Genomic DNA, 22,426 nt, shown 5'->3' on the forward strand with positions numbered 1-22,426 from the left:
CTGCGCTCGCAATGACGCAAAACAAGAATCAGCGATTCAAGAGAGCGACATCCATGGCCAGCACTGCACCCGCCTCCAGAAGCGGGCTCTACGCCGATCCGCGCGAGGACTGGCTGGCGCAGCACACCGAAGAGATCATCGATCCCGCCCGTCCGATCGTCGACCCGCATCACCATCTCTGGGACCGCGGTGGCCTGCGTTACATGATCGAGGAGATGGCCGCCGACATCGCCTCCGGCCACGACATCGTCGCGACAGTCTATGTCGATTGCCGCTCGATGTACCGCGCTCACGGGCCGGAAGCGTTTCGCCCGGTCGGCGAGGTCGAGTTCGCCAATGGCGTTGCGGCGATGGCGGCGAGCGGCGGCTATGGCAAGGCTGCGATCTGCGCCGGCATCGTCAGCCACGTCAACCTGCTGCTCGGCGAAGGCGCGAAGGCCGTGCTGGAAGCGGAGATCGCTGCCGGCAACGGCCGCTTCCGCGGCATCCGGCATTCCTCGGCCTGGGATGCCGATCCCAACGTCGCCGGCATGTATGCGACGCGGCCGCAGGGGCTATTGCTCGACAGCACGTTCCGCAGGGGCTTTGCCTGCCTCGCGCCATTGGGCCTGAGCTTCGACGCCTGGCTGTTTCATCCGCAGATCGGCGAACTCACCGATCTCGCCCGCGCTTTCCCTGACACCAAAATCGTGCTCGATCATTGCGGCGGCCCCGTCGGCATCGGCCGCTTTGCCGGCCGGCGCGAGGAGGTGTTCCCGGAATGGAAGGCCTCGATCCAGGAAATCGCGCGATGCCCGAACGTCGTGGCGAAGCTCGGCGGGCTCGCGATGTGCCTGCTCGGCTACGACTTTCACCTGCGGCCGAAGCCGCCGTCTTCCGAGGAGGCCGCGGCCGCCTGGGGCCCCTACCTCGAAACTTGCATCGAGGCCTTTGGACCCGATCGATGCATGTTCGAAAGCAATTTTCCGCCTGATAAAGGCCAGTGCAGCTATCAGGTGATCTTCAACGCGTTCAAGCGTATCGCCGCGCAATACAGCGAGGCCGAGAAGACGGCGCTGTTTTCGAAGACGGCGACCGACTTCTACAGGCTCACCCTGGGCTAACTACGCCCACTCGCCCTTGCGGAATACCGGGACGCGGCTTCCGTCGGCGTGAATGCCGTCGATGTCGGTTTCGGCCGATCCGATCATCCAGTCGATGTGAATGAGGCTCTTGTTGCCGCCCTGCTCGGCGATCTGCTGCGGCGTCAGCTTGTCGCCGCCAACGAAGCATTTCGAGTAGCACTGGCCGAGCGCGACATGGGAGGCGGCGTTCTCGTCGAACAGCGTGTTGAAGAACAACAGCCCGCTTTTCGAGATCGGCGAGGAATGCGGTACCAGCGCCACTTCGCCGAGACGCGCCGCGCCCTCGTCGGTGTCGAGCACCTTCTTGAGCACCTCCTCGCCGCGCGACGCCTTTGCCTCGACGATGCGGCCTTCCTCGAATCTCACCGCGATATTGTCGATCAGCGTGCCCTGATAGGACAGCGGCTTGGAGGAGACGACATGGCCGCTGACGCGCCGGCAATGCGGCGTGGTGAAGACTTCCTCGGTCGGGATGTTGGCGTTGCAGGTAATGCCGTTCTTCGCGGTCGAGGCGCCGCCTTCCCATTCGTGGCCGTCGGCAAGACCGATCGTCAGATCGGTGCCCGGGCCGGAATATTTCAGCGCGTGGAAGCGCTGGCCGTTCAGCCATTCGGTGCGCTCGCGCAGCACGGCGTTGTGTTTTTCCCAGGCGGCGACGGCGCCGTCCTGATCGACGCGGGACGCCGCAAAGATCGCATCCGCCAGTTTTGCCACCGCGACGTCCTCAGGGACGTCAGGGAAAACCTGCTTGGCCCAGGACGGACTCGGATAGGCAATGATGTTCCAGTTGGTATCGAAATTGACGATCTTCTCCAGCGCCGGCTGATAGGCGATCGAATTGGCCTTGCTGGCGCGCGCCACTTTCGCGGGATCCTCGCCCGACAGCAGCATCGGATTGTCGCCGACGATGGCCAAGCGTGCGGTGTTGGCGCCGAACGCCTTCGCCATGCCCTCGTAGAGCCAGGTGGCGGCACGATCGAAACCGGCCTCGTGGCCGTAGCGGTAGCGCGCCAGCGTGATCGCCTCGTCCGACAGAATCGGGGTCACCAAACCCGCGCCGGCCTTGTACGCATGTACGGCAATCCGGCGCACCAGCGGCAGCGCGACCGAGGGCGCGGTCAGCAGCAAGTCCTGCCCCGGCTGTAGCCGCAAGCCGACCTTGACCGCGACTTCGGCGAGGCGGTCGAGCTTTACGGGATCAATCGAGACGGAAGCGTTTCGCTCAGGTGCGGTCATGATTCTTTCGGCAAATGCTGAAGGATTTTTAAGGCTTCGCAAGCTTCGGCCAATGATGACGCAATCATGTCAAAGCGAGCAAAACGCCTGACAGCAGCAATAGCACAAGAATGGCCCGGCGAAAGCCGGCCTCGTTGATGTTCCGGAATGCAATAATGCGAGCACGGAACCTGCTACAAGCGGTCAAAGTATGGCCGTGCCGGCGCCATGATGACGACGACGAGGATGGAATCATGGCGAGCAAAGCTGCGCTCCATCACGCGAATTGTGTCCCGGCGTCCTGTTGGGCCTTGCGATCGGCGCGGACGGGCGCGTTATTTCCGTGGGCATTTCGGCTGCTCGCTTCGGCTTGTCGGGATTCCGGCACATGCTTCACGGGACGTATCTGAGCCTGCCCGGCAAACAGATGACGGTAGCGGCGCAGCACCCGGATTGCCTCGCGCCGCCGCGAGCGATGTAACGCTTCGAGGATGCGCGCAAACAGTCCCTTGCGCCTCGTGCGCTGCCTGGGCTCGTCTTCAACGGAGTGAGTACGCATCGCTGATGCCCCGCGGGCTAGTGTGTGTGTCGCGGGCAAAATGTCAGCAAGCGCGAGAAAGGCCTGTGAGATACTTCACAGGTGCTTCGCCGCACGAGACAAATGGACGTGAGGAAGCTTGATGAAGCCTTGAGGTGCGCTTGAGGCGAGACGCGCTGTTGTCATCCGTGCGCGAGCGGCAGCTTGTTGCGGCCGGACGATCAACTCAACGGTTCGCGATGTCACAGGCCTCTTACCGCCAGCACGATGGCATCGGCCCCCGCCTTGCGATCGACCGCGATCTCCCGATATTCCGGCGAATTCTGAAATTCCTTTGCTGTGGCGTCGTCCGGAAATTCCATGATCACGACCTTGTCGCGCGGCCACTCGCCTTCCAGCACGACCGGATCTGCGTCCGCTACCAGCAGCTTGCCACGGAATTTCTTGAATACGTCCATAAAGCGCGCCTGATAGCGATCGTAGAGTTCGCTGCGGGTGAACTTCAACTGGGCGATGATGTAGACGCTCATGACGGCTCCTCATTTGGGGGTTGCGCGGCGGGGGCCGTTGAGGTCTCGGTCATGCCGGTCAGCCGCGAAACTTCTTCTTTTTCTTCTTGCCGAATGCAGGCGCCGCGGGCGCCTCGCGTTCGTGCCGCGGTTTTCCGGCGTGAGTCGATTTATCCCGATGCGGTTTCTTCCTATCGTAACGCACTTCCTTGTCAAACCCTGCCCCGTCGGCGCTCTTTGCGTTCTTGCCATGCGGCTTCGAGAGCCGTGTCTCCTCGCGCGGCGGGGTATTCGTCATCGCCTCGATGCGAATGCTGTCTTCCTTGTCGGGACGGCGAACTCTGGCGGCGAAGCGGCCGGCGACGCGTGCGGAAATCTCGAACTCGGTGACGCTGTCGAGAATGCGGATGGCGCCGATATCTTCCTTCTTGATGCTGCCGCGGCGGCACAACATCGGCAACAGCCAACGCGCTTCCGCGTTCTTCCGGCGTCCGATCGCGGCGCTGAACCACACGGCGTCCTCCGCCATGCGGTGGCGCGTCGAGGATTTCGTTGGCTTCACGCCCCTTCCAGCCTCGCGATCGGCCCGCTCGCGGGCGCGCTCGGCACGAGATTTGACGCGCTCCTCGCCGGGGTCGACGATGTCCTCGGGAGAGGGCAATCGCGCGCGATAGAGCCGTGCCAGCGCGGTGGCGATCTCTTGCGACGACCGCTCAGCAAGCAAGCTTTGCGCGAGTGCCTCATCTTCTGCAGTTATCTCGCCTGCGAACACATCATCGCGCAGCAGCCGCTCCTGATCGAGCTTGCGGATTTCATCCGGCTGCGGCGCCAAGCCCCAGGCCGCGTCGATGCCGGCGAGCTTGAGCAACATATCCGCGCGACGCCGCCGCGCCGGCGGCACCAGCAAGATACTGACGCCCTTGCGACCGGCCCGCCCGGTGCGGCCGGAGCGATGCTGCATGACTTCCGGATCGTTCGGCAGATCGGCGTGGATGACGAGGTCGAGGTTCGGCAAATCGATGCCGCGCGCGGCAACGTCGGTCGCAACGCAAACGCGGGCGCGGCCGTCGCGCAACGCCTGCAGCGCCAGCGTTCGCTCGTTCTGGGTCAACTCGCCCGACAGCGCCACCACGGAGAAGCCGCGCTCCAGCAGCGTTGCCTGCAGATGCCGCACGGCCTCGCGCGTGTTGCAAAACACCAGGGTGCCAGGCGATTCGAAATAGCGCAGGATGTTGACGACGGCGTGCTCGACATCACCGGCGGCGATCCGGATCGCGCGATACTCGATATCGGCATGACCCCCTTCGTCGCCGGCGACTTCGACGCGGAAGGCCTGCTGCTGATATTCCTTTGCCAGCGCGACGATGCCGGGCGGCAGCGTCGCCGAGAACAACAGCGTGCGGCGGTCGTCCGGTGTGGCCTGCAGGATGAATTCCATGTCCTCACGGAAGCCGAGGTCGAGCATCTCGTCAGCCTCGTCGAGCACGATCGCCTTCAATTCCGAGACGTCGAGCCGGCCGCGCCGCAAGTGATCGCAGAGCCGCCCCGGCGTGCCGACCACGATATGGGCGCCCGCGGCCAGTTCGCGCTGCTCGCGGCGCGGATCCATGCCGCCGACGCAGGAAACCACGCGGGCGGCCGCATGCTGATAAAGCCAGCCGAGTTCGCGGTGCACCTGAAGCGCAAGCTCGCGTGTCGGCGCGACAATCAATGCAAGGGGCGCGGCAGCCCGCTCGAATCGTTCGGCGCCATCCAGCAGGTTCGCTCCAATCGCCAGACCATAGGCGACCGTTTTGCCGGAGCCGGTTTGCGCAGAAACGAGCAGGTCGCGGCCATCAGCATCGTCGGCCAGCACCGCCATCTGCACCGGCGTCAGCCGATCGTAGTTGCGTTCCGCCAAAGCTCGGGCGAGCGGCGCATTTGCGGGCAGTAATGTCACGAGATGTCAGACCTTGGTTGGCACTGTCGGCCGGGAATATGAAAGGGCGCCTCGAACCGAAATGACTTAAAAAGCTGCGCATTGACGACGCACAGCCGCACGGCCTGACGGATTGAGTGAGGTGGGGATGCTTTAGGCGAAATCCAGCCAGGACGCCATCCATTCTTTGCAGGTCAGCCGATCACTTCTGCGACGGTTAACCTCCCAGGCTGCCGGCTGGGAATTTTGGGATGATCCGCTACACTACGGCTTTCCGGGCATTTCAGCCGTGGTTTTCAACTTGAGCATATGGGGCCATGCACCGTGACCGCGTTCAAGACCATTCGCGCCCGCGCCGAGAAGCGCAAGGGCGGGCCGAAGGCACTCGCCAAGCTGCTGCCGGCCAAGCCGGACCCGAAGGCGCTCGCCAAGCTCGGCGACGACCGGATTCTTGCCGAAATGACCAAGCGGGTGTTCTGCGCGGGCTTTGCCTGGAGCGTGATCGAGAGCAAATGGCCGGGCTTCGAGAAGGCGTTTCTCGGCTTCAAGCCCGGGCCGCTGACGCTGCAGCCGGATGATTTCTGGGACGGCCTGATGAAAGACACCCGCATCGTGCGCAACGGCGCCAAGATCATGTCGGTGCGCGCCAATGCCGGCTTCATCAGGGACATTGCGAAGGAGCACGGCAGTTTCGGCAAGTTCCTTGCGAACTGGCCGTCGTCGGACGAGGCTGGATTGCTGGAACTGCTGGCCAAGCGCGGCAGCCGGCTCGGCGGCAATACCGGGCAGATGATGCTGCGTTTCCTCGGCTGGGACGGATTCGTCACCTCCAGCGACGTGATCCTGTGCCTGCGCGACGCCGGGCTCGACATTGCGGAGACGGTCACCTCCAAGCGCGATCTCGCCAAGGTGCAGGCGCAGTTCAATACATGGGCGGAGGAAAGCGGGCTTCCCTACGTGCATATCTCGCGGATTTGCGCGCTCTCGGTCGGCGAGAATTATTCGGCCGAGAAGCTGGCCAGTTTCGGCGCGGATGAATGATCCGCCTACGCTCGTTGAGCTAAGGCGCGACAAGCGCTCCGAATTATATGACGAAAAATCCGTGCGTGCCGTCGCGGCGGAGCTGCTCGACGAGGCCGTATTCCCAGTCGAGATAGGCCTGCATCGCGCTTTCCTTAACATCGGTGCCCTCGTAGGGCCGGCGATAGCGGTGTGACGGATCGGGTTTTAGGATCACGCGCGGTGGCCCGATTTCCAGCGTGGCGTCGTAGCCTCCTTCAAGCACGTAAGTTTCCCAGCCCATTTGCGCCAGCCAGGACGCCGTCATGTCGGCGCGCACGCTCATATTATCCGTCAGCACGATCCGGGCGCCGCGCACCGGCGCCGCCATATCGATTTCCTGCACCAATTGCCCGCCGGCGTAGTGGCGGAAGCCCGTGATATGGCCAGCCGTGTATTCCTCCTCCGAGCGGACGTCGAAGCAGTAGAGCGTACGGTTGGCCTGCGCCTGCAACGCCGCCATTTCCTCCGATCCGATATGCCGGACGCCGGCGCGATAGGCGACGTCGCGAGCATTGGCTTCGCCGCCTTTGATAGTACCGACCTCGCCGCGCCTGTCACTGCCATGTTCGAGATGTTGTTTGGCCAGCGTCCAGCCGATGGTGCCGTTGCGCAGCGCCCGCACCTTGTTCGCGACACCGGCATTGATTAACGACTGGGTGCCGATGATCGAGCGGGTGCGGCCTGCGCAATTGACGATGATGGTCGTCTCGGGGTCCGGCGCGGCGCGGCCGGCGCGCAGCACCAGTTCGGCGCCGGGCACGCTGATGGAGCCCGGGATGTTCATGGTGGCGTATTCATCGAAGCGGCGGACATCGAGGATCTGGATATTGGCGCCGCTCGCAATCAGGGCACCGACTTCCTCGGCGGCGAGCGAAGGCGTGTGCCGCCGCGACTCGACCAGTTCGCCGAAGGCCTTGGCGTACGAATTGACGTCCTCGAACACCTCATAGCCAGCCGACTTCCAGCCCTGCAGCCCGCCGTCGAGCTGGCAAACATTGGTGTAGCCCAACACTTTCAGGTGGTCCGTCGCTGCGCCGACGAGGCCTTCACCGGCGTCATAGATCACGATCGGCACGTCCTTGCGCGGCAGCCGCGCCTCCGCTTCGAGCGCGATCCGGTCGGCCGCCATGTTGGCGGCAAACAGCGGATGGCCGGTGGCGAACACGGCCTCGTGCCTAACATCAAGCAGCGCGATTTCCTCGCGCAGCAGCAGCGCGGCGCGGACTTGCGAGGGGGTAACTGAGGGTACGGTCATGGACGGAGATTCCGGAAACGGCATATGATCGCTTGCATAACAGGCACTCTGGGCACTCGATGGATCTCAAACAATTGCGGACTTTCCGGGCCGTAGCCGAACTCGGAAGCCTGAGCAAGGCCGCGGACCGGCTGCGTGCCGCGCAGCCGGCGCTGAGCCGCCACATCAAGCTGCTCGAGCATGAGCTCCGCGTCGAGCTGTTCGTCCGCAACGGACGCGGCATGCTCTTGACCAGCGCGGGCCGGATGCTGCTCGACCGCACCACCGGCCTGATCCGCCAGATCGAACAGGTCAGCGACGACCTCAAATCGGCGAACGGCAATCCGTCGGGCCGGGTCATCCTCGGGCTGGTGCCGACGGTCAGCGCTGTCCTGTCCGGACGGTTTGCCCGCCGCGTCCTCAACGAGTTTCCCGACGTCTCGCTGCGCATCGTGGAGAGCTATGGCGGGCATCTGGTCGAATGGCTGCACCGCGGCGAGATGGATCTCGCGATCATCTATGGTCCTGCCGTCGATCTCCATCTTCAGGTCCAGTCGATCGGCCGTGAGGATATCGTCGCTGTCGGGCCGCCGGGGTCGGGGCTGAACAAGCGCAAGCAGGTCGATCTGAAGTGGCTGGTGAAGCAGAAGCTGATCCTGCCGAGCATCTCGCATGGTCTGCGGGCGCTCCTGGAGAAGGCGCTGGCGCGCGAAAAGCTGAAGTTGGAGGCCATGATCGAGGTCGATTCCTACCGCGCCCAGATCAGCCTGATGGAGGAAGGGCTCGGCTACACGCTGCTGCCGCCCTCGGCGATCCGCACCGAGGTGGCGGCAAAGCGCCTGGAGATGGCTGCCGTCAGCCCCGCCGTGTCGCGCGAGCTGATCCTGGCCTCGCCGATCGCCCACCCGCCGTCGATCGCAACGACCACGATCGCGACGCGGATCGTATCCGAGATTCAACAGCTTTCCCGGGAAGGGCTTTGGAAGATCAGCATGACGGCGTAGCTGCGCCTCAATTATACAGCGCCTCGTCTCCCAACACCGATTGCCGGAAGCGCGTCGTCAGGATGACGCCATCGGCAGGCGGCATCACGAAGACCAGTGCCTCGGGATTGATCTTGATCTGCGCAAAGGCCGTTCCGCGTCCCTCATGCGCGAGGTCGCGCAGTTCGGTGACTTCCGCCATCGTGCGAACGATGCGCGAGGTGCGGATGCCGCAGGCGGTCGCGATGGCGGCGAGGTCGACTCCCGACGCGGTGGGGGTCTTCTGCATGCCGGTCTCGCCGAAGCGCTCGTTGTCGAGAACGGCGATCGTGAGATTCTTCGGCGCCTCCACCGCGATCGTGGCGAGCGAGCCGATATTCATCAGCATCTCGCCGTCTCCGGTGATGACGAGCACCTTGCGCTTGGGCTGCGCCAGCGCCAGCCCAAGCCCGATCATCGAGGCGGCGCCCATCGCGCCCCAGAGCGGAAAATTGTTCGGATGGTCGCCGGCGGCGGAGACGTCCCAGTTCGGCGCGCCGAGGCCGGCGATGACGAGGAGATCGGCGCGGTCGCGCAACAATTCGTTGACGACGTCGCGGCGATGCAGGAGCGCGTTCGGATTGCTCATTTGCGGGCAAGCTCCTTGAAATTCTTGGCGCCAAGCACGCGCTGGCCGATCAGGACCGCTACCGGCTTCCAGGTGTTGAAGGCTAGGTTCGCCGCGCCCTGCACGGTGGAGGCGACGAGATCAGGCTCGTCGACCTTGTTCACGATCACGCCCATGGCCTCCAGCGAGGGACGCGTGCCCTGCCCCATCGGAATCTGCCACGGATTGAACTCGCCCCAATCGCCGCGCATGGTGACGATCATCAATAACGGCATGTGGCAGATGACCGGCAGCGACAGCATGTTGATGCAATTGCCGACGCCGCTCGACTGCAGCAGCAGCACGCCGCGCTCGCCGCCGAGCCACGCACCCGCCAGCATCGCCACGCCCTCTTCCTCCGTCGTCAGCGTGACGACGCGAGTCTCGGGATCGGCCTCGAAGGAGCGGATCAGGCGGCTGTGGCCGGCGTCCGGAACCATCGCGACCTGGCGAATGCCGGCGTCCTTGAGCACGCGGTAGATCTCGTCCGGCCACGTCGGCAACGCCGGTGCGGCCTCGGCGCGTGATTTTGCTGCTTCCGCCATCGGGCTCAATTTCCTCCGCGATTCCAAGGGTTGGTTGACGTGCAGAATAGATCGCGGCGAGGGTTCGAGGAATTTGAATGTGGACATGGCTTCTATCGCAAAATTGGAATGCTCGGTGGAACCAATGCGTCATGCCGAATGGCTGACACGCTGACGTTTGGCCCGTCTATGCAGCCGAATTATTTCGGGAACCTGCCGGCCCCTGCAGCATCTAATCCCAATACCCTGTTATTGGTGGATATCATGCACCAGGCCCACATACCGGACATCGCGCGCCTCGATACCGGCGACGCCGAGTTGGTGCGCCGCGCGCTGGCCCGCGACGAGGCAGCGGTGCGCGCGATTATGCAGGCGAATAATCGCAGGCTGTACCGGCTCGCCCGCGGCATTCTGCGCAACGATGGCGAAGCCGAGGACGTCGTGCAGGAGGCCTATGTCCGTGCCTTCACCCATCTGGAAAACTTTCGCGGTGATTCCAGCCTGTCGACGTGGTTGTCGCGGATCACCATGAATGAGGCGCTAGGCCGGCTGCGCCGCCAGCGGCCCGCCGTCGAACTGGACTCATTGCCGCAGGGCGCGCTGGAGGCCCAAATCATCCAGTTTCCTCTTGCCGCCGACGATCCGGAAAAATCCATGGCCCAGCGTGAAATTCAGCATGTCGTCGAACACGCCATCGATGAACTGCCGGAAGCGTTCCGTCTCGTCTTCATCACCCGCGTGATCGAGGGGATGAATGTGGAAGAGACCGCTGAAATTCTTGGGCTGAAGCCGGAGACGGTAAAAACCCGACTGCACCGCGCCCGCACCATGCTGCGCGACATCGTCGAGAACAAGATCGGCCCCGTGGTGATGGAGGCGTTCCCCTTTGCCGGCCGGCGCTGCGAGCGGCTGACGGACGCCGTGCTGAAGCGGCTGGGGTATTAGTGCAACTCGCAGCGGTGGCTTCATCCTTCGAGACGCCCGCTGCGCGGGCTCCTCAGGATGAGGTCCGAGACCTCATGGTGAGGAGCGCGGCGAAGCCGCCCGTCTCCGGACGATGCTTCGCATCGCCGGGCGAACCATGCAGGCCCAATTGCTGCGACAAGGCCGATTTTCCCGGAACCTCCAGCCGCCTTTTCCATCCAACTCCCTGTGCAACCAACATGCGCCGAGTGCTCGCGCCCGGCGCCACAGGAGTGTCAAACCATGTTCGTACGATTGAGCGCGGCGATCGCCGCATTGAGCCTTCTTGGCAGCACCGCGCTGGCGCAAGGCGCAAAACCCACCGATCCCCAGATCGCGCATATCGCCTACACGGCTGGAGTCATCGACATCAACGCCGCCAAGCAGGCGATCGCGAAAGCCAGCAACAAGGACGTCAAGGCATTCGCGCAGGACATGGTGCGCGACCATGAGACCGTCAACAAGCAGGCGCTCGACCTGGTCAAGAAGCTGAAGGTGACGCCGGAGGACAACGACACCAGCAAGACGCTATCGAAGCAGGCCACCGAGAAGCTCGCCGAACTCGACAAGCTGAAGGGCGCCGAATACGACAAGGCCTATCTCGCCAATGAGGTCGCCTACCACAAGGCCGTCAACAGCGCGCTGGAGACGCAATTGATTCCGTCAGCCAGCAATGCCGAGCTGAAGAACCTGCTGCAAACCGGCCTAAAGATTTTTCAAGGCCACCAGCAGCACGCCGAACAAGTTGCCGCCAAGCTGAAGTAGGAGGCCGCCATGCGTCCGGGACGACATCTGCCGCTCGTCGCCGCTCTGCTGCTTGGCGCGGCGGCCGTCACGGCGCATGCAGCGACGATCCAGATCACGATCGACAATCTGGTGTTCGCGCCGGCCGAGGTGTCTGCCAAGGTCGGCGACACCATCGAATGGATCAACAAGGACGTGTTCGCCCACACCGCGACCGCGCGCAACGGCGATTTCGATGTCGCCACGCCGCCGAAGAAGACGGTGACCTCGGTGCTGACGAAGGCCGGCAGCGTCGAATATTACTGCCGGTACCATCCCAACATGAAGGCGGTGCTGACGATTGCGCCGTAACACGGCCGTCATTCCGGGGCGCGCCTCTTGGCGCGAGCCCGGAATCCATTGAGCCGCATGGCCGAGGTGAGATGGATTCTCAGATGTGCAATTGCACATCGTAGCTCGTGCTTCGCACGCCCCGGAATGACGAACAGCGAGAGTCGTCCGCCTTTTACCCCTCGCTTATGACGTGCCTCAAACCTTCAGCGCGGCTCAGGCCGCGCGCACCGAGCTGAGGAATTTTCCAACCTCGCGCTTCAGCCGGTCGCTTTCGCCGGACAGCGATTTTGCCGCTGATAGCACCTGGGCGGAGGCGGAGCCGGTCTCGCTGGCGCCGCGCTGCACGTCCGTGATGTTGGCGGAGACCTGCTGCGTGCCGTTCGCGGCCTGCTGCACGTTGCGGGATATTTCCTGGGTCGCCGCGCCCTGCTGCTCGACGGCGGCGGCGATGGTGGCGGCAATCTCCGACATCCGTCCGATGGTATCGCCGATCTCCTTGATGGCGCCGACCGATTCCTGCGTCGCCGCCTGGATGCCCGATATCTGCTGGCTGATCTCGCCGGTCGCTTTCGCGGTCTGCTCCGCCAATGCCTTCACTTCGGAGGCGACCACGGCAAAACCGCGCCCCGCCTCGCCGGCGCGCGCCGCTTCGATGGTGGCATTCAGCGCCAGCAGATTGGTCTGACCCGCGATGGTGTTGATCAGCTCCACCACGTCGCCGATGCGGGCGGCCGCCTTGGCAAGCTCGGCAACGCGGTCATTGGTCTTCTGCGCCTGCTCCACCGCCTCGCTGGCGATGCGCGCCGAGCCCTGGACCTGACGGCTGATCTCGTTGACCGACGACGCCATCTCTTCGGTGGCGGATGCCACCGATTGCACGTTGGTGGAGGCCTCTTCGGATGCCGCCGCAACCACGGTAGTCAGTTCTTCGGAACGCTCCGCGGTCGCCGTCAGCGTGCCGGCGGAGGCTTCCAGCTCGGTCGACGCCCGTGACACGATCTCGATGATCTCGCCGATCATCGCCTCGAAATCGCTGGTGATCCGGTCGACGCGCTGGCCGCGCTGGATTTTTACATCGGCCTCCACCGCGGCCGCCTCGTCGGCGGCCTTTTTGGCGATAAGGGCGTCCTTGAAAACCTGCAGCGAGCCTGCCATCGCGCCGATTTCGTCGGCACGCTCGATGGTCGGGATCGTGACGTCATGCCGGCCGGCGGCGAGTTCGCCGACCACGCCGGTCAAGTTTGCCAGCGGCGTGATCACGCGCCGCCGCAGCATCACGGTGACGCCGGCAAGCACGGCGAGCAGCGCCACGACGGCAATACTCGCCAGCGCCAACATCGTGAGCGCGCCATCGCGCGCAGCGCTCGCGCGCTCGGCGGCCTCTGCGAGCGCCGCATCGCGCACCGCGAAGAAGGCCTGCACCGCCGGCACGATCGTCCTGGCAAGCTGATCCGAATTGATTCCGTAGTTGCCGTCGGCGCGCCCAGCCGCCATCTCTTTTTCAAGCCATGGCGCGGCCTTGGCGAAGTAGCCCTCGATGGCATCGTTCATCGCTTTCGCAAGCCGCGGCGGACTGCCGATCTGATCGACGCCGGCCTCGATCCGCTCGCGGTCGAGATCGACGCGGCCCTGGGCGCGGTCGGTGATCGAAATTTCGGCCGCCGTCAGCGGGCGACGCGTGCTGATCGCAAGCGACATGGTGGCGGCGCGGCCGCCGGCGGAGATCCGCAGATCCTGCGCAGTGCGGGCGACATTCAGCAGCGCCGTCAGCGACGCATCCGCCATCGCCACCTGGTTTTCCAGTCGGTTCAACAGCGGCTCGAGGATTGCGACGACGGCGGCAATGCCCGGCAGAAAACCCTTGATCGCCGCTGGATCGCGCGCGCTCATCGGCAGGCTCAGCGCGCGATCGCTCGCCGCGCGAACCTCGGCAAGCTTGGCCGCCGCCTGGTTCAGGCCCTGGACAATCGCTGCGCCATCGTTGAGCGCGCCGACCACCGTTCGCGCCCTGGCGAACGCTGCATCGGCCGCCTGCACCGCTTTCGCGACGGTCTCCATCTGCTCGGGTGTCGCGGCCGTTTCCTTGAACAGCGGACCAACATAGGGCGCCCGATAGCCGGCGACCTGCTGGCCAACCGCCAGCACCGCGCCGTAGGCCTCCACGGTCTTGATCGCCTCGCTCTTGCTGGCAAAGGTACGGTATTGCGGGACAAGGACCCCGGCGCCAAGGACGACCGCCAGGACCGTCACCGAAAGCATCGATAGTGCAAAAAGCCGACCGATCCGCATTTTTTGTTTCCGCTCTGCCAGGGAGAAGCGGGCAACGTAGGCAGAACGGACTAAGGCCGGCTTAAATCGAGGCCGGTAGTACTACGGGGTTAGCGTCTCAAATGTCGTGGCGGAGCCAGTGGCGCCCCTTGCGCGCTTAGCCGTTCTCGCCGTCTGAAAAAATCTCTTCAATATCCCGCCTGCCATCGAGCACTCGCACGATCTCGGGCCGATCACTTTTCAATCGATAGAACACGGTTTGCGAAGCGGCCGCCAGAGAGCGCAGACCGGATCGGATTTCGTCGCGCGCCCGGCCTGCGAGAGGAAAATCTTCTATGACGGCAATGGCCTTCGCGATCTCGCGCAAAATTCCATCCGCCTTGAGCGTAGTAATCCCAAAGGTGATCAATATCGGCGATAGCTTCAGGCGACCAATCAACCGCTGGCTTATGCTCCGCCATGCCGCGAATTCTTCTCGCGAAGGAAAGCTTCCATGTCCAAGGCGCGGCCCTCGCCCGTATCGAGCGAGTGCAAGCCCTTGTCTATTTCAGCGCGAAGCGCGTTGAGCTTTTCGACATGCATGAGCAGTTTTCGGCCGATCTGCTCCTGATCGGCTGCCGGGAGCCGAGAGACTTGCGCGATGGCTTGTTCGAGTGTTTTGACCATACAACCAGATTAGCACATTTCACGCGGGCAAGGCGGGCAAATTGGAGCGGGCGAAGGGAATCGAACCCTCGTATGCAGCTTGGGAAGCTGCCGTTCTACCATTGAACTACGCCCGCGGGTCGAACCCCATGATTAGCCGACCTTGCGCGATCCGCCAAGCTGTTCCATTGGCCGTCTTGCTCGCTGTCGACTTCGCCAAAATTCCATGCGATTCGTCCGGCCGGTGGTATGATTCGCGTCTGGGGCTGGTGGCGTATGACGGGGCGTGGCTACAGCATTTTCGATTCGGGGATCGGCCGCTGCGGGGTCGCATGGAGCCCGGCGGGCATTATCGGCGTGCAGCTCCCGGAAGTCCGCGAGATCGACACGCGGCGGCGGCTCTATCAGCTCTATCCTGATGCCCGTGAGCTTCGCCCGCCGGCAAATGTGCAGGTCGCCATTGAGGGCATCATCGCTCTAGTGCGCGGGGCAGCGTGCGATCTGTCCGACGTTGCGCTCGATATGACCGGCATTCCCGCCTTCAGCCAGCGCGTCTATGCCTATACGCGCGCGATCCCGCGCGGCGAGACGCGGACCTATGCGGAAGTGGCCGCCAGCCTTCGCGCTTCGGGCGCGGTCTATTCGGTGGCGCAGGCGGTCGGCCGCAACCCCTTCATGATCATCGTGCCGTGCCATCGCGTGCTTGAAGCCGGCAATTATGCCGACAAGATCTCAGCCTTTGGCGGGGCGATCTCCAAGCGGCGGCTGCTCTCGATCGAGGGCGCCAGCCAGACCTCCGGCAAGACATTGTTCGACGTGCTGCTGCCGGTTGCACCGCCGCGCCCGCATCCTTAAGTAGGCGGGATGATCGCGACCACGCTTCTTGAACGCAAATCCATATCCGTCTTCGACTTTCGCTGCACCGCGGGACCGGGCGACAAGCCGTTCGCGGAGCAGCATGGCGGCCATTCGATTTCCTATGTGCGCAAAGGCAGTTTCGGCCTGCGCAGCCGCGGCAAGTGCAGCGAACTGGTGGTGGGATCGGTGCTGATCGGCCATCCCGGCGACGAATATACCTGTACCCACGAGCACGTCTGTGGCGACGAGTGCCTGTCGTTCTTCTTTGCCCCCGAGCTGGTGGAAGCCATCGGCGACAGCCGATCGCCATGGCAGATCGGCTCCGCGCCGCCACTGCCGGAGCTCGTCGTGCTCGGCGAACTGGCGCAAGCGGCAGCAGATGGCAGCAGCGACATCGACCTCGACGAGATCGGACAGGTGCTGGCGAGCCGCTTTGTCGAGGTGGTTTCCGGCAGGCCGCGCAAATCCGGCCCTGATGCAGCGCGCGACCGCCGCCGCGCGGTGGAAACCGCGCTGTGGATCGATGCCAATTCGCACCGTCAGATCAATCTGGAGGACGCCGCGGCCGAGGCCGGGATCAGCCCGTTCCATTTCCTGCGGCTATTCTCGCAAGCGCTCGGCGTCACGCCGCACCAATATCTGGTGCGCTCGCGGCTGCGCCATGCCGCGCGGCGGCTCGCGGACGACGACAGCCCGATCACCGACATCGCCTATGACGTCGGTTTTGCCGACCTCTCGAATTTCGTGCGCACTTTCCATCGCGCCGCCGGCGCCTCGCCGCTTAAGTTCCGGCAAGCCTCGCGGGGCATGCGCAAGATTTTCCAAGAACGGCTGGCCCTCCACTGACTAGGCTTTCTCCAGGCCGCGCGAGCTCGTGGCACTTTTTGCTGGAGAATGTCATGTACGACCACATCGGATTACGCGTCGGCGATCTCGACGCCAGCGTGCGCTTCTATACGGCAGCGCTCGCGCCCCTCGGCTTCGTGCTGTGCTCGCGGGATGATTCCGGCGCAGGCTTCGGCCCGAAGGGCGCGCCCGCGCTCTGGCTGCATCTGCACAAGGGCAACGCCGGCTCCGCCGCGCATGTCGCGTTCCGCGCCAAGGACCATGCGGCGATTCAGAAATTCCACGCCGAAGGCCTGAAGGCCGGCGGCCGCGACAATGGCGGCGCCGGGCTGCGCGCGGATTACAGCCCAACCTATTACGCTGCTTTCCTGATCGACCCCGATGGCAACAATGTCGAGGCGGTTTGTACGTAAGTCCATCCGTCATTGCGAGCGGAGCGAAGCGACGTAGGGTGGGCAAAGCGACTTGTCCGCCGTAGCTCAGCGAGCGAAGGCCGAAGCGTGCCCACCACCGCGCGCACAAGCCTTGGAGAGATGGTGGGCACGGCGCAAGCGCCTTTGCCCACCCTACGACACCCTAACAACGGATCTAAACATGGCCTCCATCCACAAAGACATCCCCCTCGACGCTTCCGCCAACGACGTCTGGGACGCACTGCGCGATTTCGGCGCGCTGCATACCCGGCTGGTGCCGGGGTTCGTCACCGACACCAAGCTCGACGGCGACGCGCGCATCGTCACCTTTGCCAACGGCACCGTCGCGCGCGAGACGCTGGTCGATTGCGACGACGGACGAATGCGGCTGGTCTATGCGATCAACAGCGAGCGTGTGAAGCATTATAGCGCGTCGGCCCAGGTGTTCGCTGATGGCGACGCGCGCAGCCGGTTGGTCTGGATCGTCGACGTATTGCCGGACGAGATCGCGCCCTACGTCTCCTCACAGATGGACCAGGGCGTGCTTGCCATGCAGAAGGCGTTCGGACGAAGCGCGGCATGACCATGCGCTACCGGCACTAGCTGACGTGATCCTTCTCACAGATTGGCTCCCTCCCCGCGCCTAGCCTCCCCCTATGCGTCCGAATGACGCCGCGCCCGCGGCCGCCGGCGCATGAGGAGCAGAGCCATGACTGGAGCTGACAAGGTGGTGTGCCAGGCGGCCACGCTGGTGTTGCTGTTCGCCCTGACGTCGACGCCGGCAAAGGCGCAATTTGCCGGCTTCGGCGGTGGCGGTGGCGGCGCAGACATGATGACGCAGATGGCGCCGATGCTGGAAATGATGAAGGCGAAGATGGGCAAGCGCCGCTTTGCCATGCTGATGCAGACCATGGGCCCGATGATGAGCCGCATGATGGAAGGCGGCGGCGGTGGGCTCGGCGGCATGATGGGCGGTGGTATCCCCGGCGGCGGTGGCTACGTGCCGGAGGGTTACGGCGTGAGCGCTGGCGGCATAAATCTGGGCGGCAGCGACTTCATGGGCATGCTCGGCGGCGCTGGCGGCGGCGGCGAGCTGATGAGCATGGTCCCGCAACTGATGCGCATGGCCAATGTCGGCAGCGGTCGATCGGGCCGACGTCACCGGCGGCGGTAATTATTTGATCGGTCATTCCGGGATGGTCCGAAGGACCAGACCCGGAATGACGATCTTTGCCATGGCCGATATCACGACAACGCCGGGCTAACCGCGGGCACCCGCTGCTTCGGCCCCCAGCGCGTCAGCACCACGCTCGCGCATGAGAGCACGCCGAGCAGCACCATGGAGGCTGCCGCCAGCATGAAAAAGTTCTGCGCGGTGGCATCGTGCGTCAACAGCCACCAGCCACCGGCACCGATGAACAGCAGCCGCGCGGTCTGCGCCATCACGGGGCCGATCACCTTGGCCGCGCCCTGCGACGAAAAATACATCGCCGTGGCGAGGCCGAGGAAGGCGTACATCGGCGCCGCCGTCGAAAGATATTGATGGCTCGCGGCACGCACGGCCGCATCTGATGTGAAGAGGTTGACCCAGATGTCGGGGAAGATTGCGATGAAGGTCGCGAATGTGCCGACCGAGGCGAATGCGACGAGCCCCGCCGTCCAGGCAATCTTGCGGGCCCGGGCGATGCGCTGCGCGCCGACGGCCATGCCGACCATCGGAACCGAGGCGATGCCGACCGCAAACGAGATCGAGGTCAGCATGAACTCGAGCCGCGCGCCGATGCCGTAGCCGGCGAGGACTTCGGTGCCAAAACTCGCAAGCATGTGCGTGAAGGTACTGATCGTCAGCACCGACTGAAGCGGCGAGAAGCAGGCGATGGCCCCGACCTTCAGGATGTCGATGAACATCGACCACTGAATACGAAGGCCCCTGACCTTGGGAACGACGCGCGCGCGGCCGGAAAACAGATACCAGGACATCACGGAGATGCTGATCAGGTAAGCGATCAGCGAACCGGCCGCGACGCCGCGCATGCCGAGTTGCGGGATCGGGCCCAGACCCAAGCCCAGCGTGCCGCCGAGAATGATCTGGCAAATCGCCGATGAAAGCATCAACAGCGACGGCAGCTTCATGTTGCCGGTGCCGCGCAAAATGCCGGACATCGTGTTCATCAGCCACGGCACCACGGCGCCGCCGAAGAAGATCTGCGTGTAAGCGATCGCCTGGGTCAGCACGTTGCCGCGGCCGCCGAGCAGTTCGAACAGTTTGGGGCCGAAGATCAGCATGCCCAGCATGAAGAACAGCCCGAAGCAGAGGCCGATCAGCAGCGCGTGCGCGGCAAGGGTCGAGGCGCGATCGCGGTCACCGGCGCCGAGTGCACGCGCGATCGCGGATGCCACGGCGCCGCCCATGGCGCCACCCGACATCGTCATGGTCAGGATCACGGTTGGAAACACCAGCGCCATCGCGGCCAGCGCTTCCACACCGAGCCGTCCGATGTAGGAGGTCTCGGCGATGACCACACAGGTGCCCGCGGTAAGCGCGATCACGTTCGGCCAGGCCAGCCACAACAGCGTGCGCAGGATCGGACCGTCGAGCAGCGCGTTTTTCGCCGGCGCCGGTGGCGGAAGCGGACGCTCATCCTCGTCTACGGGAATTTCGGCAACGCCGAGATCGGACATTTCTGCTCCCAGCGCGCGGACTTGAAGAGCCGCGGCGCGCTGCTTCCTAGCATGGCGAAGCCTGATTCCACGTGCACGGCGCGCAATGGGGGCCTGCGGGATTGCGAGGCGGGCCTTCGGCCGGCCGTTTCACAGGGAATTCATGCCGGAACACGAACGTTCGGGCCGGCACTGCATTGTACGGGCGATATCCCGGAGAACCCTGCCATGCGCAAGACCCTCCTTCTGGCCATCTGCGTCGGCGCGTTGGCGCTGCTGCTGGCCGCCTGTAGCGAGCCGACGGAGACCGCGACCGTGGCGCAGAGCTATGGTCCTTCGCCCAACCTGCCGCCACCGGAACATTCCTGGATCCCGACGGTGGACATCGCAACCGTCAAGCGCTGGCCTAACGGCGCCACGCCGACCGCCGCAAACGGCATGACGGTCAGCGCCTTTGCCCTCGACCTCGAACATCCGCGTACCGTCTACACACTGCCGAACGGCGACGTGCTGGTCGCCGAGAGTAACGCGCCGCCGAAGCAGGGCGGCGGCATGAGCATCAAGGGCTTCATCTACAAGCAGGCGCAGAACTGGGCCGGCGCCGGCGTTCCCAGCGCCAACCGCATAACGCTGCTGCGCGATGCCGACGGGGACGGCGTTGCCGAGCTGAGAACCACTTTCATCAGCGGACTGAATTCGCCCTTCGGCATGGTGCTGGTCGGCGACGAACTCTATGTCGCCAATTCCGATGCGATCATGAAATTCCCTTATCGCGAAGGCGACACCAAAATCGGCGGGCCCGGCGTCAAGCTTGCGGACCTGCCCGCCGGCACCCTCAATCATCACTGGACCAAGGATCTCACCGCCAGCCCTGACGGCACAAAGCTTTATGCGACCGTTGGCTCCAACAGCAATGTCGGTGAGAACGGCATGGATGCCGAAAAGGATCGCGCCGCGGTGCTGGAAGTCGATCGCGGCAGCGGTCAATGGCGCGTGTTCGCCTCGGGCTTACGCAATCCGAATGGCCCGGCCTGGAATCCAGTGACCGGCGAACTCTGGGTCGTGGTCAACGAGCGCGACGAGATCGGCAACGACCTGGTGCCCGATTACATGACGTCGGTGAAGGACGGCGCATTCTACGGCTGGCCGTACAGCTATTTTGGCGACCATGTCGACACCCGCGTCGAGCCGCGGCGGCCCGATCTCGTGCAGAAGGCGATGGCCCCGGATTATGCCCTCGGTGCCCACACCGCCTCGCTCGGACTGACGTTTAACACCGGCAAGCTGTTTCCTGCCGAAATGGAGGGTGGTGCCTTCATCGGCCAGCACGGCTCCTGGAATCGCAAGCCGCCATCCGGCTACAAGGTGATCTTTGTCCCGTTCAAGGACGGCAAGCCATCCGGACCGCCGCAGGACGTGCTCACCGGTTTCCTCAACGACAAGGGCCAGGCGCAGGGCCGCCCGGTGGGGGTGCGGCTCGACAAGCAGGGCGCGCTGCTGGTGGCTGACGATGTCGGCAACACGATCTGGCGCGTGACGCCGGCGGCGAGGTCGGCATCGCGGTAACAGCACGCGGTATCCGGCGGCCGGCCCGGCCGGCCGCGCTCCCGAAGGGGCGGAGTTCCGCACGTTATCGGGAACGAGCACGCCGGCTCCACGTTGAACCCCTGCCGGTTCCCAAATCAGTGGGATGGCAGTGGACGAATGGCCGTGTCACCACGGGTCAATGTGCCCCTCAGCAACTTGCGCGCGATTACCATCGTCATCGTGGTCGCATTTCACTCCGTGCTGCCGTACCTCGCATCGCAACCGGCCGATCCCTTTCCATTCGACGCACCGCCCTATCGCTGGATTGCATTCCCAATCCTCGATAACCAGCGCTGGTTCGGCTTCGACCTGTTTTGCGCGTGGCAGGATGTCAGCCTGATGTCGCTGATGTTCTTGCTGGCCGGTCTGTTCACGCCGTCCAGCCTCGGCCGCAAGGGGCCTCGCACCTACACCTTGGAGCGCTCGTGGCGGATCGGCCTGCCGTTCGCTTTTGCCGTCGGCGTTCTCAGCCCTCTCGCCTACTTCGCGTCCTATCGGCTGACTGCGGCCGATCCCTCCTTCAGCGCCTTTTGGCAACACTGGCGCGCGCTTCCGATGTGGCCTGCCGGACCGCAATGGTTTTTGTGGCAGATCTTTCTGCTGGGCGCCGTTGCGGCCGCCGTCCACGCCTTCGCCCCGCATTGGCTTCGGGCATTGAGCGCGCTCGTCGCCCGCGTTGCCGATCGCCCGCTAATGTTCTTCATTGGGCTGGCGGCGCTCTCCGCGCTGGCCTATGTGCCGCTGGCGATGGCCTTCACACCGTGGGAGTGGACTTTTCTCGGCCCATTTTCATTTCAGCTCAGCCGGCCGCTGCACTACGTGGTCTATTTCTTCGCCGGATTTGCGATCGGCAGCCACGAGCCCGAGCACAGCATACTGCGTCCCGATGGTCCGCTTGCACGTCATTGGCTGGCCTGGCTTGCGGCCGCCATCGCCAGCATGTCCGTATGGGGCGGGCTCACATCGCTGACCTTGCCGGAGTGGCAGGCAGCCGCACCGCTCTTTCGACTGGCTTCGGCGCTGGCGTTTCCAGTTGCTTCCGCGGCCGCCGCTCTGTGTCTGCTCGCGATCTGCCTTCGGCTGCTGCAATTGCGCGACCGCCTGCTCGATAGCCTCTCCAGCAATGCCTACAGCATCTATCTCTTGCATTACGCTGTGGTCGTGTGGCTGCAATACGCGATGCTTGATGTCGATCTCAACGCGATCGGCAAGGCGACGATCGTTTTTGCCGCTGCGCTCACCATAAGTCTGGCTGCAAGCGCCGGAATGAAGATCGGCGGGAGAGCGCTGGTTTCGCGCCATTCCGAGCCACGAGACGAGAGAGCCATCGCCAATCAACCGCGATAACGGATGCC

General features: G+C 64.2%; 23 protein-coding genes and 1 tRNA gene. 13 read left to right on the plus strand and 11 right to left on the minus strand.

Annotation, left to right across the window (positions count from 1 at the left end):
- Nucleotides 1–53 precede the first annotated feature (53 nt).
- Entirely contained in the window at nucleotides 54–1,103 is a 1,050-nt protein-coding gene (locus tag LMTR3_RS24740; RefSeq protein ID WP_065747850.1) for an amidohydrolase family protein, read from the plus strand.
- On the opposite strand, the gene LMTR3_RS24745 is transcribed toward LMTR3_RS24740, so the two are convergent.
- The 4 genes from LMTR3_RS24745 to LMTR3_RS24760 form a co-directional block, all read right to left on the minus strand.
- Nucleotides 1,104–2,360 (minus strand): aminopeptidase, encoded by a 1,257-nt coding sequence (locus LMTR3_RS24745; protein ID WP_065747597.1) that lies wholly within the window; start codon nucleotides 2,358–2,360, stop codon nucleotides 1,104–1,106.
- Between the two features lie 256 nt (nucleotides 2,361–2,616).
- Nucleotides 2,617–2,898, minus strand: coding sequence for a hypothetical protein (locus LMTR3_RS38665; protein ID WP_065747598.1), 282 nt, complete (start codon nucleotides 2,896–2,898; stop codon nucleotides 2,617–2,619).
- A 221-nt stretch (nucleotides 2,899–3,119) separates the two neighbouring features.
- Complete coding sequence (locus tag LMTR3_RS24755) at nucleotides 3,120–3,407, minus strand: DUF1330 domain-containing protein (RefSeq protein WP_065747599.1); 288 nt, start codon at nucleotides 3,405–3,407, stop codon at nucleotides 3,120–3,122.
- A gap of 58 nt (nucleotides 3,408–3,465) precedes the next feature.
- Nucleotides 3,466–5,325 carry a DEAD/DEAH box helicase gene (locus tag LMTR3_RS24760; protein WP_245319987.1) on the minus strand — a complete coding sequence of 620 codons (1,860 nt, stop codon included), beginning with the start codon at nucleotides 5,323–5,325 and terminating at the stop codon, nucleotides 3,466–3,468.
- 303 nt (nucleotides 5,326–5,628) lie between these two features.
- On the opposite strand from LMTR3_RS24760, the gene LMTR3_RS24765 reads away from it, so the two are divergent.
- Complete coding sequence (locus LMTR3_RS24765; RefSeq protein ID WP_065747851.1) at nucleotides 5,629–6,345, plus strand: DNA-3-methyladenine glycosylase I; 717 nt, start codon at nucleotides 5,629–5,631, stop codon at nucleotides 6,343–6,345.
- Nucleotides 6,346–6,388: 43 nt separating this feature from the next.
- On the opposite strand, the gene LMTR3_RS24770 is transcribed toward LMTR3_RS24765, so the two are convergent.
- Nucleotides 6,389–7,621 carry a rhodanese-like domain-containing protein gene (locus LMTR3_RS24770; RefSeq protein ID WP_065747601.1) on the minus strand — a complete coding sequence of 411 codons (1,233 nt, stop codon included), beginning with the start codon at nucleotides 7,619–7,621 and terminating at the stop codon, nucleotides 6,389–6,391.
- Between the two features lie 59 nt (nucleotides 7,622–7,680).
- Here LMTR3_RS24770 and LMTR3_RS24775 point away from each other — a divergent pair, with 59 nt between their 5' ends.
- Nucleotides 7,681–8,604: a LysR family transcriptional regulator gene (locus tag LMTR3_RS24775; RefSeq protein ID WP_065747602.1), complete on the plus strand. Its 924-nt coding sequence runs from the start codon at nucleotides 7,681–7,683 to the stop codon at nucleotides 8,602–8,604.
- Between the two features lie 7 nt (nucleotides 8,605–8,611).
- On the opposite strand, the gene LMTR3_RS24780 is transcribed toward LMTR3_RS24775, so the two are convergent.
- Nucleotides 8,612–9,211, minus strand: coding sequence for a thiamine pyrophosphate-dependent enzyme (locus LMTR3_RS24780; protein ID WP_065747603.1), 600 nt, complete (start codon nucleotides 9,209–9,211; stop codon nucleotides 8,612–8,614).
- On the minus strand, nucleotides 9,208–9,774 hold the full coding sequence (locus LMTR3_RS24785; protein ID WP_057841186.1) for a thiamine pyrophosphate-binding protein: 567 nt from the start codon (nucleotides 9,772–9,774) through the stop codon (nucleotides 9,208–9,210). Before LMTR3_RS24785 ends, LMTR3_RS24780 begins: the two co-directional genes overlap by 4 nt.
- A gap of 243 nt (nucleotides 9,775–10,017) precedes the next feature.
- On the opposite strand from LMTR3_RS24785, the gene LMTR3_RS24790 reads away from it, so the two are divergent.
- The 3 genes from LMTR3_RS24790 to LMTR3_RS24800 all read left to right on the plus strand — a co-directional run bounded on the left by LMTR3_RS24790 (nucleotide 10,018) and on the right by LMTR3_RS24800 (nucleotide 11,811).
- Complete coding sequence (locus tag LMTR3_RS24790) at nucleotides 10,018–10,698, plus strand: RNA polymerase sigma factor (RefSeq protein WP_065747852.1); 681 nt, start codon at nucleotides 10,018–10,020, stop codon at nucleotides 10,696–10,698.
- Between the two features lie 261 nt (nucleotides 10,699–10,959).
- Nucleotides 10,960–11,481, plus strand: a complete 522-nt coding sequence (locus LMTR3_RS24795; RefSeq protein ID WP_065747604.1) for a DUF4142 domain-containing protein — start codon at nucleotides 10,960–10,962, stop codon at nucleotides 11,479–11,481.
- 9 nt (nucleotides 11,482–11,490) lie between these two features.
- Complete coding sequence (locus tag LMTR3_RS24800) at nucleotides 11,491–11,811, plus strand: cupredoxin domain-containing protein (RefSeq protein WP_065747605.1); 321 nt, start codon at nucleotides 11,491–11,493, stop codon at nucleotides 11,809–11,811.
- Between the two features lie 195 nt (nucleotides 11,812–12,006).
- Here LMTR3_RS24800 and LMTR3_RS24805 read toward each other — a convergent pair whose 3' ends face one another.
- The 3 genes from LMTR3_RS24805 to LMTR3_RS24820 all read right to left on the minus strand — a co-directional run bounded on the left by LMTR3_RS24805 (nucleotide 12,007) and on the right by LMTR3_RS24820 (nucleotide 14,843).
- Nucleotides 12,007–14,082: a methyl-accepting chemotaxis protein gene (locus tag LMTR3_RS24805; RefSeq protein ID WP_065747606.1), complete on the minus strand. Its 2,076-nt coding sequence runs from the start codon at nucleotides 14,080–14,082 to the stop codon at nucleotides 12,007–12,009.
- Nucleotides 14,083–14,218: 136 nt separating this feature from the next.
- Nucleotides 14,219–14,500, minus strand: coding sequence for a type II toxin-antitoxin system RelE/ParE family toxin (locus LMTR3_RS24810; RefSeq protein WP_245319988.1), 282 nt, complete (start codon nucleotides 14,498–14,500; stop codon nucleotides 14,219–14,221).
- A gap of 269 nt (nucleotides 14,501–14,769) precedes the next feature.
- Nucleotides 14,770–14,843, minus strand: a tRNA-Gly gene (locus tag LMTR3_RS24820).
- 139 nt (nucleotides 14,844–14,982) lie between these two features.
- On the opposite strand from LMTR3_RS24820, the gene LMTR3_RS24825 reads away from it, so the two are divergent.
- From LMTR3_RS24825 to LMTR3_RS24845, 5 genes are all read left to right on the plus strand, one after another.
- Complete coding sequence (locus tag LMTR3_RS24825; RefSeq protein ID WP_065747854.1) at nucleotides 14,983–15,561, plus strand: methylated-DNA--[protein]-cysteine S-methyltransferase; 579 nt, start codon at nucleotides 14,983–14,985, stop codon at nucleotides 15,559–15,561.
- 9 nt (nucleotides 15,562–15,570) lie between these two features.
- Complete coding sequence (locus tag LMTR3_RS24830; protein WP_065747608.1) at nucleotides 15,571–16,410, plus strand: helix-turn-helix transcriptional regulator; 840 nt, start codon at nucleotides 15,571–15,573, stop codon at nucleotides 16,408–16,410.
- 53 nt (nucleotides 16,411–16,463) lie between these two features.
- The gene (locus tag LMTR3_RS24835) at nucleotides 16,464–16,823 is read left to right on the plus strand and encodes a VOC family protein (protein WP_065747609.1); all 360 of its coding nucleotides are present in this window, start codon (nucleotides 16,464–16,466) and stop codon (nucleotides 16,821–16,823) included.
- A 181-nt stretch (nucleotides 16,824–17,004) separates the two neighbouring features.
- Nucleotides 17,005–17,406 carry an SRPBCC family protein gene (locus LMTR3_RS24840; RefSeq protein ID WP_065747610.1) on the plus strand — a complete coding sequence of 134 codons (402 nt, stop codon included), beginning with the start codon at nucleotides 17,005–17,007 and terminating at the stop codon, nucleotides 17,404–17,406.
- 126 nt (nucleotides 17,407–17,532) lie between these two features.
- Complete coding sequence (locus tag LMTR3_RS24845; RefSeq protein ID WP_065747611.1) at nucleotides 17,533–17,997, plus strand: hypothetical protein; 465 nt, start codon at nucleotides 17,533–17,535, stop codon at nucleotides 17,995–17,997.
- 71 nt (nucleotides 17,998–18,068) lie between these two features.
- On the opposite strand, the gene LMTR3_RS24850 is transcribed toward LMTR3_RS24845, so the two are convergent.
- Entirely contained in the window at nucleotides 18,069–19,505 is a 1,437-nt protein-coding gene (locus LMTR3_RS24850) for an MATE family efflux transporter (protein ID WP_065747612.1), read from the minus strand.
- Nucleotides 19,506–19,712: 207 nt separating this feature from the next.
- Here LMTR3_RS24850 and LMTR3_RS24855 point away from each other — a divergent pair, with 207 nt between their 5' ends.
- The gene (locus LMTR3_RS24855; RefSeq protein ID WP_065747613.1) at nucleotides 19,713–21,050 is read left to right on the plus strand and encodes a PQQ-dependent sugar dehydrogenase; all 1,338 of its coding nucleotides are present in this window, start codon (nucleotides 19,713–19,715) and stop codon (nucleotides 21,048–21,050) included.
- A 138-nt stretch (nucleotides 21,051–21,188) separates the two neighbouring features.
- Entirely contained in the window at nucleotides 21,189–22,418 is a 1,230-nt protein-coding gene (locus tag LMTR3_RS24860; protein WP_065747614.1) for an acyltransferase family protein, read from the plus strand.
- The last annotated feature ends 8 nt before the right edge of the window (nucleotides 22,419–22,426 follow it).

This window comes from Bradyrhizobium sp. LMTR 3 (genome assembly GCF_001693485.1).
Classification (GTDB): Bacteria; Pseudomonadota; Alphaproteobacteria; order Rhizobiales; family Xanthobacteraceae; genus Bradyrhizobium.

Bases quoted from the DNA above. Each gene is read 5' to 3' on its own strand.
- LMTR3_RS24740 (WP_065747850.1), top strand. From the start codon at position 54: ATGGCCAGCACTGCACCCGCCTCCAGAAGCGGGCTCTACGCCGATCCG.
- LMTR3_RS24745 (WP_065747597.1), bottom strand. From the start codon at position 2,360: ATGACCGCACCTGAGCGAAACGCTTCCGTCTCGATTGATCCCGTAAAG.
- LMTR3_RS38665 (WP_065747598.1), bottom strand. From the start codon at position 2,898: ATGCGTACTCACTCCGTTGAAGACGAGCCCAGGCAGCGCACGAGGCGC.
- LMTR3_RS24755 (WP_065747599.1), bottom strand. From the start codon at position 3,407: ATGAGCGTCTACATCATCGCCCAGTTGAAGTTCACCCGCAGCGAACTC.
- LMTR3_RS24770 (WP_065747601.1), bottom strand. From the start codon at position 7,621: ATGACCGTACCCTCAGTTACCCCCTCGCAAGTCCGCGCCGCGCTGCTG.
- LMTR3_RS24775 (WP_065747602.1), top strand. From the start codon at position 7,681: ATGGATCTCAAACAATTGCGGACTTTCCGGGCCGTAGCCGAACTCGGA.
- LMTR3_RS24780 (WP_065747603.1), bottom strand. From the start codon at position 9,211: ATGAGCAATCCGAACGCGCTCCTGCATCGCCGCGACGTCGTCAACGAA.
- LMTR3_RS24785 (WP_057841186.1), bottom strand. From the start codon at position 9,774: ATGGCGGAAGCAGCAAAATCACGCGCCGAGGCCGCACCGGCGTTGCCG.
- LMTR3_RS24790 (WP_065747852.1), top strand. From the start codon at position 10,018: ATGCACCAGGCCCACATACCGGACATCGCGCGCCTCGATACCGGCGAC.
- LMTR3_RS24795 (WP_065747604.1), top strand. From the start codon at position 10,960: ATGTTCGTACGATTGAGCGCGGCGATCGCCGCATTGAGCCTTCTTGGC.
- LMTR3_RS24800 (WP_065747605.1), top strand. From the start codon at position 11,491: ATGCGTCCGGGACGACATCTGCCGCTCGTCGCCGCTCTGCTGCTTGGC.
- LMTR3_RS24805 (WP_065747606.1), bottom strand. From the start codon at position 14,082: ATGCGGATCGGTCGGCTTTTTGCACTATCGATGCTTTCGGTGACGGTC.
- LMTR3_RS24825 (WP_065747854.1), top strand. From the start codon at position 14,983: ATGACGGGGCGTGGCTACAGCATTTTCGATTCGGGGATCGGCCGCTGC.
- LMTR3_RS24830 (WP_065747608.1), top strand. From the start codon at position 15,571: ATGATCGCGACCACGCTTCTTGAACGCAAATCCATATCCGTCTTCGAC.
- LMTR3_RS24835 (WP_065747609.1), top strand. From the start codon at position 16,464: ATGTACGACCACATCGGATTACGCGTCGGCGATCTCGACGCCAGCGTG.
- LMTR3_RS24840 (WP_065747610.1), top strand. From the start codon at position 17,005: ATGGCCTCCATCCACAAAGACATCCCCCTCGACGCTTCCGCCAACGAC.
- LMTR3_RS24845 (WP_065747611.1), top strand. From the start codon at position 17,533: ATGACTGGAGCTGACAAGGTGGTGTGCCAGGCGGCCACGCTGGTGTTG.
- LMTR3_RS24850 (WP_065747612.1), bottom strand. From the start codon at position 19,505: ATGTCCGATCTCGGCGTTGCCGAAATTCCCGTAGACGAGGATGAGCGT.
- LMTR3_RS24855 (WP_065747613.1), top strand. From the start codon at position 19,713: ATGCGCAAGACCCTCCTTCTGGCCATCTGCGTCGGCGCGTTGGCGCTG.
- LMTR3_RS24860 (WP_065747614.1), top strand. From the start codon at position 21,189: ATGGCCGTGTCACCACGGGTCAATGTGCCCCTCAGCAACTTGCGCGCG.